We start from the raw sequence: 12601 nt of genomic DNA on the forward strand, positions 1-12601 counted from the left end.
CGACGACTCCTGCCGAGGCCAACAGGATGTTGGTCACGAAGGCGTTGCCACACGATGTGGCGCTCTTAGCCTTTGTTCCTCTGTGAGCAAATGAGACATCCCTACGACGCCTAAGCGGCGGGGATGGCTCATCGCTCACCCGGCGGAAAGCGTTGGGCTGCAGCGGAAATCCCAGCGAACACTTTATTCAACGCACTACCACGCAGTATCCCTATACGGTGCAATGGATCCATTTAAATTTCTACTAACTGTTGACGCCAAATTAGCAAGAAATGCCTAGCGGTCACTTCTTACTGCGCACAATCCTATATAAAGCTCCATATAAAAAAAATGAACTCTATGTTGTTTGGCGAAAATAATCTACATGCCATAGATTTTATTATTTTCTAAAGCATAAAAAAACTTTCACTAAGTTACTAGAACTTAGTGAAAGTTTTTTTATTAATGGCCACCTAAATATGCTTGGCGTACTTCTTCACTTGCTTGTAAGTCTCGTGCAGCACCAGATAGAACGACTCTACCAGTTTCGATTACATACCCACGACTCGCTACAGAAAGTGCCATATTTGCGTTTTGTTCGACCAATAAAACAGTTGTACCATCTCGGTTAATATCTTCAATTACTTCGAAGATTGTTTTAACCATTAAAGGAGCCAATCCCATCGATGGTTCATCTAATAAGACTAGCTTCGGCTTTGCCATAATAGCACGACCCATTGCGACCATTTGTTGCTCTCCACCGGAAAGTGTACCTGAAAGTTGTTTTTTACGTTCTAAAAGTCTAGGGAAAATCTCATAAACTTTTTGCATATCACTATGAATGCCAGCCTTATCTTTCCGTAAAAAAGCTCCTAATTCTAGGTTTTCTTCTACTGTAAGGTTTGCGAATACACGGCGTCCTTCTGGAACATGTGAAATTCCCGATTTCACAATCATTTGAGCTTGCTTACCGGAAATAGATTTATCCAAAAATTCTATTTTCCCTTTTTTCGGTTTTAATAATCCTGACAAAGTTTTCAATAATGTACTTTTCCCAGCACCATTTGCTCCGATTAATGTTACAATTTCCCCTTCATTTACAACAATTGACACATCTTTAAGGGCTTGAATATTCCCGTAAAATACATCTAAATTTTCTACTTTAAGCATTGACATCGTGAACTTCCTCCCCTAAATAAGCCTCTATAACCTTAGGATGGTTACGGATCTCTTCTGGTGATCCTTCCGCAAGAAGTTGACCATGATCGAGTACATAAATTCTTTCACAAACACCCATTACTAAGTTCATGTCATGTTCGATAAGTAGAATAGTTAAATCGAATTTATCTCGAATAAATGCAATTAAGTCCATTAAATCTTTTGTTTCTTGAGGGTTCATACCTGCTGCTGGTTCATCTAATAAAAGAAGTTTTGGATTGGCTGCTAACGCGCGAGCAATTTCTAATCTTCTTTGCTGCCCATAGGGTAAATTCTTTGCTAACTCATCCTTATACTTGTCTAAACTAAAAATCTTCAGGAATTCAATCGATTTTTCTTCCATTTCTTTTTCACCAGCAAAATGGGAAGGTAGTCTTAAAATAGAACTTATAATAGAATGCTTGGCAATTGAGTGATAGGCAACTTTTACGTTATCTAATACAGAAAGTTCATTAAAAAGGCGAATATTTTGGAACGTACGGCTAACCCCTTTTCTAGTTACTTTGAAAGGAGGTAACCCATTAATCCGTTCTCCATTTAAAAGGATATCTCCTTCAGTGGGAACATAAACTCCAGTTAGCAAGTTAAAACTAGTCGTTTTCCCAGCGCCATTCGGACCAATCAGACCAACTAATTCTCCTTGATTTAATACCATATTTAAGTTTTGAACAGCTTTTAAACCACCAAACTGAATACCGGTATTTTTTACTTCTAATAAAGGCTTATTTCCCATGTTGGCCGCCTCCTTTTGGTGTTCTCCAAAGTTTGAAGTAATCCGTAATTTCCATCGTACCCATTAATCCCTTAGGTCGATATAACATTACTATAATTAATACAAGACTATAAATAATCATTCGAGTTTCAGGATATCCTTGAAGATATGTAGAAACTATAGTTAATAAGATGGCTGAAAGAACGGCACCTGAAAGGCTACCAAGACCACCTAGCACAACGAATATTAGAATATCAAAAGACTTTAAGAAGCCGAACTGACTTGGTTGGATAATATAAAAGTTATGGGAAAATAAAGCACCTGCTACTCCAGCAAAGAAGGAGCCGATTGCAAATGCAATTACTTTATAATACGTAGTATTTATCCCCATTGCATCAGAAGCAATTTCATTTTCCCTTACGGAGATTGCCGCTAAACCATGTCTCGAGTTGGTGAAATTGACTATAACTATGATGGTAATCACAAGACAAACAAACGCATATGTCCAAGTAGTTAAGTGGGATACTTGCATCCCGGCAGCTCCACCAACTGCATCAATATTCAAGAACACAATACGAATAATTTCTGCAAATCCAAGTGTTGCAATAGCCAAGTAATCCCCTTTTAGTCTTAAACTTGGAATTCCTACAATTAGTCCTGCTAATGCAGCAACAACTCCACCAACAATGATAGCCAGTGCAAAAGGGAGTTGTAATTTCATTGTTATGATTGCGGAAATATATGCTCCTACTGCTAAAAATCCTGCATGACCAATAGAAAATTGACCTGTAATCCCAATAACCAAATGTAGGCTGACTGCTAAAATAATGTTAATGGCAATTAGTATGAGTGTATTAGAATAAAATTGATTCATCATCCCAGTTGAAATAAGCACTTGAACGACTACATACACTAATACAGCTACTATGATAAATGGCCAAAACTGTTTAGACTTTTTCATCTCTATATACCACCTACACTTTCTCTCGTGTATTTTTTCCAAAGATTCCAGATGGTCTGAAAATCAGAATTAAGATGAGGATAATGAATGCCGCAGCATCTCTCCATAAAGAGAAACCTAAAGCACTAACAATCGTTTCAACAACTCCGAGTACCAATCCGCCTACCATTGCTCCAGGAATAATTCCAATTCCTCCAAGAACCGCAGCAACAAACGCTTTTAAACCTGGAATGACCCCCATTAAAGGATCGATCTTTGTATAATACACACCAAAAATTACACCCGCAGCCCCTGCTAAAGCAGAACCAATAGCAAACGTTGCAGAAATCGTATTATCTACATTAATCCCCATTAGCTTCGCAGCCTCTACATCATGCGAAACAGCCCGCATCGCTTTTCCTGTCTTCGTTTTATGTACGATAAATTGTAGCAATATCATAAGAACGATAGAAACAGAAAGAATTAACACAGATTGTATACTAATTTGAGCTCCTAAAATACTAAATGTTTTGTTGGAGAAAATATCTGGATACGCTTCTGGTTGAGCTCCACGAATATAAATTACACCATATTCTATTAGTAAAGATACCCCGATTGCTGTGATTAGTGCAGCAATTCTTGTTGCATTACGCAAACGTTTGTATGCAATACGTTCGATAATTACTCCAAATAATGCACACGCTGCCATTGATATGATAAGCGCTGGGAAAAATCCCAAACCAAAGACAGTAATTGAATAAAATCCGATGAAAGAACCAACCATGAACACATCACCATGTGCGAAGTTGATTAATTTAATAATGCCATACACCATCGTATAACCGAGGGCGATTAATGCGTATATACTTCCGAGTGAAATACCGTTAATCAATTGTTGTATCCATTCCATGAAGTTTCACTCCTTTATGCATTCGTTTTTCTTTTTACATAGAGAAAAGGAGGGATATCAATCCCTCCCATTTTACTGGTTAATCTTAAGGATTAACTTTCGTATTAAATACTTGTTTTCCATCTACGAATTCTAAGATTGTAGCCGATTTAACTGGGTGGTGTTGCTCATCTACTGAGTATAAACCTGTTACTAAATCTAAATCATCTGTAGCTTCTAAAGCCTCTTTAATTTTCGTTCCATCTGTAGAACCAGCTCGCTCAATTGCATCTTTCAATAAGTAAACCGTGTCATAGCCAAGGGCATTAAATGAGTTCGGCGCTTTTCCGAATTTTTCATTAAACTTATCTGCGAATTCTTTTGCTTTTCCATCTGGATCTTCTGCAGAATAGTGATTAATGATAAATGTGTTGTTTAACGCCTCTGCTCCAGCTAAATCAACGATTGTTGGTGAATCCCATCCATCAGCACCCATTAGAGGAACTGTAATTCCAAGTTCACGAGCTTGTTTAACGATCAAACCAACTTCTTCATAATAACCAGGGATAAAGATAAATTCTGGATTAGCTCCTTTAATACGAGTTAACGTAGATCGGAAATCTGTATCTTTTGCTACATAAGATTCTTGCTGCACGATTGTACCACCAGCAGCTTCAAAGTCTTTAATAAATGAAGCAGCAAGACCTTTTGCATAGTCACTCGCATTGTCGGCATATACTGCTGCAGTTTTTACTTTTAGTTCATTAGCAGCAAAATTAGCAGCTACAGTCCCTTGGAATGGGTCAATGAATGAAGTACGGAACGCGAATTCATTGACAGAACCATTATCTGCAACTGTTACATTTGGGCTTGTTCCTGAAGGTGTAATCATTGGAGTTTTACTGTCATTAGCAATCTGTACTTGAGCTACAGAGTTACCACTTGTTGCAGGTCCAATAATTGCAGCTACATTATCTTGACTTGTTAATTTAATCGCAGCATTTGTAGATTCAGCAGCATCCGACTTATTGTCTACTGTTACTAATTTAACTTGTTTCCCATCAATACCACCAGCGGCATTAATTTCTTCTACTGCTAAATTAAATCCGTCATTTTGAGATGATCCATATGATGCTACTGGACCAGATAGTTCTAGGTTGACACCGATTTTAATTTCGTCTCCTCCCTTAGAACTACTACCTTCTTCCCCCGCTCCACATCCTGCAAGTATTCCAACTAGTAGAGACGAAGCAAGAAATAATGAAGCAAATTTCGATTTCTTCATTTTATAAAACCTCCTATTTTGTTCGATAATTCTGAATTTATAAGTCGTACTTCTTAATATTTAATTTTTTAATAAGTAACAGCTCAGAATCTATCAATTATTCGAATGAACTATCTCATTGTAAAACAAAGTATATATTCAGTCTACAACAATTTTTCCTTTAGTTCTAAAATTTCAGAAATTACATTAGTATAATATTTTATAAGTATTTATAAACCCTTGTAAACAGTGGGTTTTCAATATAATGTATTCTATATATTACCAAAAAAATTAATCAATATTTTATTTATAAATATGTACTTAACTGAACTTTTTTATCAATAAGACTACTATAATTGTTAATTTATTGAAAATCATCAGGTTATTAATTTATTTTAATTTCAAATTTCATTTATGTATACTAGAAACTAGTTCGATATCCGCAATAAAAAAGATGTGAAATACGGTACTAAAGTAACGCAATCAAGATAAGGTAAAATATCAATTTCTTCCAAAAATTAAAAACAGTTACCGTATATACAGCTTCCTTTCGTACGCCATATAAATTACTGGATACTACTAAAACACTCGATAGCTCTTTTGATAACTTTGAATCGTTCACTAAAAAAGTATACAAAAAAACAGGTGTAGAAAAGTCTTTTTCTACACCTGTTTCAATTTATAGGCATATTTTACAGCCCTGTCTTTTTTAGTGTCCGCCTAAATATGCTTGTCGTACTTCTTCACTTGCTTGTAATTCTCGTGCAGGACCCGAGAGAACGACTCTGCCAGTTTCGATTACATAGCCACGACTCGCTACAGAAAGGGCCATATTAGCGTTTTGTTCGACCAATAAAACGGTTGTACCATCCCGGTTAATATCTTCAATCACTTGAAAGATTGTTTTAACCATCAAAGGAGCCAACCCCATCGAAGGTTCATCTAGTAAGACTAGTTTAGGCTTCGCCATAATAGCACGACCCATTGCGAGCATTTGTTGCTCCCCACCGGACAGTGTGCCAGAATGCTGTTTTTTACGTTCTAAAAGTCTTGGGAAAATCTCATACACTTTTTGCATATCACTATGGATTCCCGCTTTATCCTTTCGTAAAAAAGCTCCTAATTCTAAGTTTTCTTCAACTGTCAAATTAGCGAATACACGACGCCCTTCTGGAACATGCGATATCCCTGCCTTCACAATCGATTGTGCTTGTTTACCGGAGATGGATTTATCCAAAAAGTCTATTTTTCCTTTTTTCGGTTTTAATAATCCTGATAGCGTTTTCAACAAAGTACTTTTACCAGCCCCATTAGCCCCGATTAATGTTACAATTTCTCCTTCATTTACATCAATCGAAACACCTTTAAGGGCTTGAATGTTCCCGTAAAATACATCTATATTTTCCACTTTAAGCATTGACATCGTGAACTTCCTCCCCTAAATAAGCCTCAATAACCTTAGGATGGTTACGGATCTCTTCTGGTGATCCTTCCGCAAGAAGTTGACCATGATCGAGTACATAAATTCGTTCACAAACACCCATTACTAAGTTCATGTCATGTTCGATAAGTAAAATAGTTAAATCGAATTTATCTCGAATAAATGCGATTAAGTCCATTAAATCTTTTGTTTCTTGAGGGTTCATACCCGCTGCAGGTTCATCCAATAAAAGAAGTTTTGGACCAGCTGCCAAAGCACGAGCTATCTCTAGTCTTCGTTGCTGTCCATATGGTAAATTTTTAGCTAACTCATCTTTGTACTTATCTAAACTAAAAATTTTCAGAAATTCAATTGATTTTTCTTCCATTTCTTGTTCACCTTTAAAATGAGCTGGTAAACGGAAGACGGAGCTGAGAATATTATGCTTAGCAAGTGAATGATAGGCAACCTTTACATTTTCTAATACAGACAAATCATTGAACAGACGAATATTCTGAAACGTACGACTTATTCCTTTTCTAGTAACTTTAAAAGGAGGTAAGCCATTTACTCGTTCTCCATTAAAAAGAATATCTCCCTCAGTTGGTACATATACGCCTGTTAACAAGTTAAAACTAGTCGTTTTTCCAGCACCATTGGGACCAATCAGACCAACTAATTCTCCTTGATTTAATACCATATTTAAGTTTTGAACTGCTTTTAAACCACCAAACTGAATACCGGTATTTTTCACTTCTAATAAAGGCTTATTTTCCATGTTGGCCGCCCCCTTTTGGCGTTCTCCATAGCTTGAAATAATCTGTAATTTCCATCGTACCCATTAATCCCTTAGGTCGATATAACATTACTAAAATTAATACAAGACTATAAATAATCATACGAGTTTCAGGATATCCTTGAAGATATGTTGAAACTACTGTTAATAATATAGCTGAAAGAACTGCACCTGAAAGACTACCAAGACCACCTAGCACTACGAATATTAGAATATCAAAAGACTTTAAAAAGCCGAATTGGCTTGGTTGGATAATATAAAAGTTATGGGAAAATAAAGCACCTGCTACCCCTGCAAAGAAGGAACCGATTGCAAATGCAATTACTTTATAATACGTAGTATTTATCCCCATTGCATCAGACGCAATTTCATTTTCCCTTACGGAGATTGCCGCTAAACCATGTCTCGAGTTCGTAAAATTGACGATAACTATAATCGTAATAACGAGACAAACAAACGCATATGTCCAAGTAGTTAAGTGGGATACTTGCATCCCAGCAGCACCACCAACAGCGTCAATATTTAAGAACACAATACGAATAATTTCTGCAAATCCAAGTGTTGCAATCGCTAAATAATCTCCTTTTAGCCTTAAACTTGGAATACCAACAATTAATCCTGCTAGAGCAGCTACAATACCACCTACGATAATAGCAACTACAAATGGAAGATGTAATTTCATTGTTACTATGGCTGAAAGGTAAGCACCTACAGCTAAAAATCCAGCATGACCTATCGAAAATTGTCCAGTAATACCGATTACCAAATGTAGGCTTACCGCTAAAATTATGTTGATGGCAATTAATATTAGCGTATTAGAATAGAATTGATTCAACATTCCATTTGAAATCAAAATCTGAACAACTGTGTATACTAATACTGCCACTATAATAAATGGCCAAAACTGTTTTGACTTTTTCATAATTATGTACCACCTACACTTTCTCTCGTGTATTTTTTCCAAAGATTCCAGATGGTCTAAAGATAAGAATTAATATTAAAATAACGAATGCTGCAGCATCTCTCCATAAAGAGAATCCTAAAGCACTAACGATCGTTTCAACAACTCCCAGGACCAATCCACCCACCATTGCTCCTGGAATAATTCCAATTCCACCAAGAACCGCCGCAACAAATGCTTTCACACCTGGGATCACACCCATTAGTGGGTCAATCTTCGTATAATATACACCAAATATAACACCTGCTGCTCCAGCTAAAGCAGAACCAATTGCGAATGTTGCTGATATTGTATTGTCAACGTTTATCCCCATCAATTTAGCAGCTTCTGTATCATGAGAAACCGCACGCATCGCTTTTCCAGTTTTCGTTTTGTGCACAATAAACTGCAACAAGATCATAAGTACAACAGAAACTGAAAGAATAAGAATAGATTGAATGCTAATTTGAGCGCCTAAAAATTCAAAAGAACGATTAGAGAATACATTAGGATATGCTTCTGGTTGAGCCCCTCTAATATAAATTACACCGTATTCAATCAATAACGATACACCGATTGCCGTAATAAGCGCCGCAATTCTTGTTGCATTTCGTAAACGTTTATATGCAATACGTTCAATAATTACACCAAATAATGCACACGCTGCCATCGAAAGGATAAGCGCCGGGAAAAACCCTAACCCAAAGACAGTAATAGAATAAAATCCAATGAAAGAACCAACCATGAACACATCGCCGTGTGCAAAGTTGATCAATTTAATAATTCCGTAAACCATCGTGTAGCCAAGGGCAATTAATGCATATATACTGCCGAGTGAAATACCGTTAATCAATTGCTGTAACCATTCCATCCATTTCCACTCCTTAAAGTCTCTCTAATTCAATTAGTTAGAAATAAAAGAGGAGGGATATAATCCCTCCTCTATAATCAGGCTAATCTTAAGGATTAACTTTCGTGTTAAATACTTGTTTTCCATCTACAAATTCAATAATTACAGCTGATTTTATCGGATGGTGATTTTCATCAACGGAATATAATCCTGTTACTAATTCTAATTGGTCAGTAGCTTCAATCGCTTCTTTAATTTTTGTACCATCTGTCGATCCAGCACGTTCGATTGCATCTTTTAATAAATAAACGGAATCATACCCAAGTGCGTTAAAAGAGTTAGGGTCTTTACCGTACTTCTTAGAAAAGCTCTCCGCAAATGCTTTCGCTTTACCATCTGGATCATCCGCAGAATAGGCAGTAATAATAAACGTGTTATTTAATGCATCTGCTCCAGCTAAGTCAACGATTGTTGGAGAATCCCAACCATCAGCACCCATTAATGGAACAGTAATTCCTAATTCACGAGCTTGTTTAACAATCAATCCTACTTCTTCATAATATCCTGGGATAAATACAAATTCAGGATTTGAAGATTTAATGCGCGTTAGTGTGGAACGGAAATCAGTATCTTTTGCAACATAAGACTCTTCCGCAACAATAGTACCTCCAGCTGCTTCAAAATCTTTAATGAAAGAAGCCGCAAGACCTTTCGCATAATCACTCGCATTATCCGCATAAACTGCTGCAGTTTTAACTTTTAATTCGTTAGTAGCAAAGTTTGCAGCTACTGTACCTTGGAAAGGGTCAATAAATGCTGTACGGAATGTAAATGGATTTACTTTTCCGTCGTCTCCAACAGTTACAGTTGTACTTGTACCTGAAGGAGAAATCATAGGTGTTTTAGTGTCAGTTGCTATTTGTACTTGAGCAACTGAGGCACCACTTGTAGCAGCTCCAATAATCGCTACTACTTTATCTTGACTCGTTAATTTAATCGCAGCACTAGTTGCCTCAGCAGCGTCAGATTTATTGTCAACTTTAATAAGTTCGATTTGTTTTCCATCAATACCACCTTCAGCATTGATTTCCTCTACAGCTAGATCGATAGCATCCGCCTCGGATGTACCGTATGATGCTACAGCTCCTGAAAGCTCAAGATTGGCACCTATTTTAATTGTGTCTCCCCCATTTGCACTGCTTCCTTCTCCCCCATTTGAACTAGTACCTTCTTCCTCTGCTCCGCATCCCGCTAGTACCCCAACTAGCAAAGAAGAAGCAAGAAATAATGAAGCAAATTTCGATTTCTTCATAAATAAAACCCCCTGTTTTAGTTTGATAATTCTGAATATATAAGTCATACTACTTACCATTCTCTTATTTTGGTAAGAAACTATTCAGAAACTATCAAGTTGTTGTTGTGAACAACTTCATTGTAAAACAAAGTTTAAATTCAGTCTATACTAATTTTTCTTTTATTTCTAAAGTTTCTGATATTACACTAAAATAATATTTTGCGAACATGTCCAAATCCTTTTAAATAAAGGGTTTTCACTGTTATTTCCTATCGAATATATATCAAAAATTATACTCGATATATTTCTTCAAATATCCTTTTAAAGTATTTTTTTATCATGATTACTAATATATTTGTAAAATTATAGAGAACTAAAAGTTGTATGATTATTTTTACTTTGCCTATTTTGTTCTGTATACTAGAAAATAGTTCGACATTCGTAATAAAAAGGAGAGATGAAAAATGGTACAAAAGTTACCTAATCGAGACGAAGTAAAAGTGGTATACACATGGAATTTAGCCGATTTATTTGCAGCTGAAGAGGATTTTACAAATTCATTAGTAGATATTGAGCAAGAGGTTCAGCAATTTTCTGAAAAATATAAAGGAAAAGTGAATAATCCTTCTATCATAATAGAAGCCCTAACCGATTATTCGGCTGTATATGAAAAAATTGTTCCAGCAGGGACATATGCTAGTCTGTCTCTTAGTACTGACCAAACAAACACAACTGCACAAATGAGAGCAAATAAATTCAGTTCCCTTTCGGCTAAAATTAGTAGCGAACTTTCTTTTTTAACGAGTGAATTAGTAGAGCTACCAGATGAAATGATTTTAGAAGCGTCTAAGCTTGCACCTGCATTCCAACATTATTTAGACAAGTTATTAGAGAAGAAAAAATATGAATTGCATCCGGAAGTAGAGAAAACTCTTGCCGCGTACTCCGCTTCGTTTAATGCACCATATAAATTATATAATACGACCAAAATGCAGGATATCTCTTTCGATAACTTTGAAGTAGCTGAAAAATCATATCCATTAAGCTATGTATCTTTTGAAAATGATTGGGAAGCCGAATCAGATCCAGCGATTAGACGAGCTGCATTCGAATCTTTTTCAGCGAAACTAAAAGAATACCAACATACGACAGCTATAACTTATGATATGCATGTGCAAATGGAAAAAACGACTGCCGATATTCGTGGATATGACTCTATTTTTGATTATTTACTGCTCAATCAAGAAGTGGATCGCACTCTTTACAACCGCCAAATTGACTTGATCATGAACGAGCTTGCACCCCATATGCGTAAATACGCAAAGTTACTTCAAAAAGTGCATGGCTTAGACAAAATGACATTTGCCGATTTAAAAATTTCACTGGATCCTACGTATGAGCCGACCATTTCGATAGAAGAATCCAAAAAGTATATTGACGATGCATTAGCTATAATGGGCGATGAATATTTGGACATGGTGGATCGTGCGTATAAAGAGCGTTGGATTGATTTTGCACAAAATACTGGAAAATCTACTGGTGCATTTTGTTCTAGCCCATACGGCAACCATCCATATATCCTTATTTCTTGGTCTTCTAGAATGAATGAAGTATTTGTACTTGCTCATGAGCTAGGACATGCAGGTCATTTTTATCATGCAAATAAAGAACAGACAATATTTAATGCAAGACCTTCTTTATATTTTATTGAAGCCCCTTCTACGATGAATGAAATGCTTGTAGCGAATCATTTATTAGCAAACTCGGCTGATCCGAAATTTAAACGTTGGGTGATTTCTTCCATTGTGGCACGCACTTACTACCATAATTTTGTTACACATTTATTGGAGGCTGCTTATCAACGGAAAGTATACGAGCGAGTCGATCAAGGACTGAATGTCAATGCACAAATTTTGAATGAGTATAAACGAAGCGTGTTGGAAGAATTTTGGGGTGAGGCAGTAGAAATATCAGAAGGTGCTGAACTCACTTGGATGCGTCAACCTCATTATTATATGGGATTGTATCCTTATACGTATAGTGCCGGTTTAACGATTTCCACACAAGTCGCAAAGCGTATTTTAAACGAAGGTCAAGTTGCCGTTGATGAGTGGACAAACGTGCTGAAAGCAGGCGGTACAAAATCACCTGTAGAGCTTGCGAAAATGGCTGGAGTAGATATTACGACAGAAGAACCATTACGAGATACGATTTCCTATATCGGCTCACTTATCGATGAGTTGATCACTTTAACTGATGTAATTGAACATAACTAAAAGAGAAAAAACACATTTTCCTT

The 12601-nt window shown here is 36.5% G+C and carries 11 protein-coding genes; 1 reads left to right on the forward strand and 10 read right to left on the reverse strand.

Annotated elements, in window-relative coordinates:
- Window positions 1-441: 441 nt before the first annotated feature.
- From FG383_RS08780 to FG383_RS08825, 10 genes are all read right to left on the reverse strand, one after another.
- Complete coding sequence (locus FG383_RS08780; RefSeq protein WP_142607113.1) at window positions 442-1149, reverse strand: ABC transporter ATP-binding protein; 708 nt, start codon at window positions 1147-1149, stop codon at window positions 442-444.
- Window positions 1142-1930, reverse strand: a complete 789-nt coding sequence (locus tag FG383_RS08785) for an ABC transporter ATP-binding protein (protein WP_142606973.1) — start codon at window positions 1928-1930, stop codon at window positions 1142-1144. Before FG383_RS08785 ends, FG383_RS08780 begins: the two co-directional genes overlap by 8 nt.
- Window positions 1920-2870, reverse strand: coding sequence for a branched-chain amino acid ABC transporter permease (locus FG383_RS08790; RefSeq protein WP_142606975.1), 951 nt, complete (start codon window positions 2868-2870; stop codon window positions 1920-1922). The genes FG383_RS08785 and FG383_RS08790 overlap by 11 nt, the downstream gene beginning before the upstream one ends.
- A 13-nt stretch (window positions 2871-2883) precedes the next feature.
- Window positions 2884-3759 (reverse strand): branched-chain amino acid ABC transporter permease, encoded by an 876-nt coding sequence (locus FG383_RS08795; RefSeq protein ID WP_142606978.1) that lies wholly within the window; start codon window positions 3757-3759, stop codon window positions 2884-2886.
- 85 nt (window positions 3760-3844) lie between these two features.
- Window positions 3845-5023, reverse strand: coding sequence for an ABC transporter substrate-binding protein (locus FG383_RS08800; RefSeq protein ID WP_142606979.1), 1179 nt, complete (start codon window positions 5021-5023; stop codon window positions 3845-3847).
- A 688-nt stretch (window positions 5024-5711) separates the two neighbouring features.
- Window positions 5712-6419, reverse strand: coding sequence for an ABC transporter ATP-binding protein (locus FG383_RS08805; RefSeq protein ID WP_142607114.1), 708 nt, complete (start codon window positions 6417-6419; stop codon window positions 5712-5714).
- Entirely contained in the window at window positions 6412-7200 is a 789-nt protein-coding gene (locus FG383_RS08810; protein WP_142606981.1) for an ABC transporter ATP-binding protein, read from the reverse strand. Before FG383_RS08810 ends, FG383_RS08805 begins: the two co-directional genes overlap by 8 nt.
- Window positions 7190-8140, reverse strand: a complete 951-nt coding sequence (locus tag FG383_RS08815; RefSeq protein ID WP_142606983.1) for a branched-chain amino acid ABC transporter permease — start codon at window positions 8138-8140, stop codon at window positions 7190-7192. Before FG383_RS08815 ends, FG383_RS08810 begins: the two co-directional genes overlap by 11 nt.
- Window positions 8141-8153: 13 nt before the next feature.
- A complete protein-coding gene (locus FG383_RS08820) occupies window positions 8154-9029 on the reverse strand; it encodes a branched-chain amino acid ABC transporter permease (RefSeq protein WP_142606985.1) in 876 nt (291 codons plus the stop codon).
- Between the two features lie 88 nt (window positions 9030-9117).
- On the reverse strand, window positions 9118-10320 hold the full coding sequence (locus FG383_RS08825; protein WP_142606987.1) for an ABC transporter substrate-binding protein: 1203 nt from the start codon (window positions 10318-10320) through the stop codon (window positions 9118-9120).
- Between the two features lie 446 nt (window positions 10321-10766).
- On the opposite strand from FG383_RS08825, the gene pepF reads away from it, so the two are divergent.
- Window positions 10767-12578 carry an oligoendopeptidase F gene (gene pepF / locus FG383_RS08830; protein ID WP_142606989.1) on the forward strand — a complete coding sequence of 604 codons (1812 nt, stop codon included), beginning with the start codon at window positions 10767-10769 and terminating at the stop codon, window positions 12576-12578.
- Window positions 12579-12601 lie beyond the last annotated feature (23 nt).

Origin of the sequence: Psychrobacillus soli, from assembly GCF_006861775.1 — a bacterium.
Lineage (GTDB): Bacteria > Bacillota > Bacilli > Bacillales_A > Planococcaceae > Psychrobacillus > Psychrobacillus soli.

Bases quoted from the DNA above. Each gene is read 5' to 3' on its own strand.
- FG383_RS08780 (WP_142607113.1), bottom strand. From the start codon at position 1,149: ATGCTTAAAGTAGAAAATTTAGATGTATTTTACGGGAATATTCAAGCC.
- FG383_RS08785 (WP_142606973.1), bottom strand. From the start codon at position 1,930: ATGGGAAATAAGCCTTTATTAGAAGTAAAAAATACCGGTATTCAGTTT.
- FG383_RS08790 (WP_142606975.1), bottom strand. From the start codon at position 2,870: ATGAAAAAGTCTAAACAGTTTTGGCCATTTATCATAGTAGCTGTATTA.
- FG383_RS08795 (WP_142606978.1), bottom strand. From the start codon at position 3,759: ATGGAATGGATACAACAATTGATTAACGGTATTTCACTCGGAAGTATA.
- FG383_RS08800 (WP_142606979.1), bottom strand. From the start codon at position 5,023: ATGAAGAAATCGAAATTTGCTTCATTATTTCTTGCTTCGTCTCTACTA.
- FG383_RS08805 (WP_142607114.1), bottom strand. From the start codon at position 6,419: ATGCTTAAAGTGGAAAATATAGATGTATTTTACGGGAACATTCAAGCC.
- FG383_RS08810 (WP_142606981.1), bottom strand. From the start codon at position 7,200: ATGGAAAATAAGCCTTTATTAGAAGTGAAAAATACCGGTATTCAGTTT.
- FG383_RS08815 (WP_142606983.1), bottom strand. From the start codon at position 8,140: ATGAAAAAGTCAAAACAGTTTTGGCCATTTATTATAGTGGCAGTATTA.
- FG383_RS08820 (WP_142606985.1), bottom strand. From the start codon at position 9,029: ATGGAATGGTTACAGCAATTGATTAACGGTATTTCACTCGGCAGTATA.
- FG383_RS08825 (WP_142606987.1), bottom strand. From the start codon at position 10,320: ATGAAGAAATCGAAATTTGCTTCATTATTTCTTGCTTCTTCTTTGCTA.
- pepF (WP_142606989.1), top strand. From the start codon at position 10,767: ATGGTACAAAAGTTACCTAATCGAGACGAAGTAAAAGTGGTATACACA.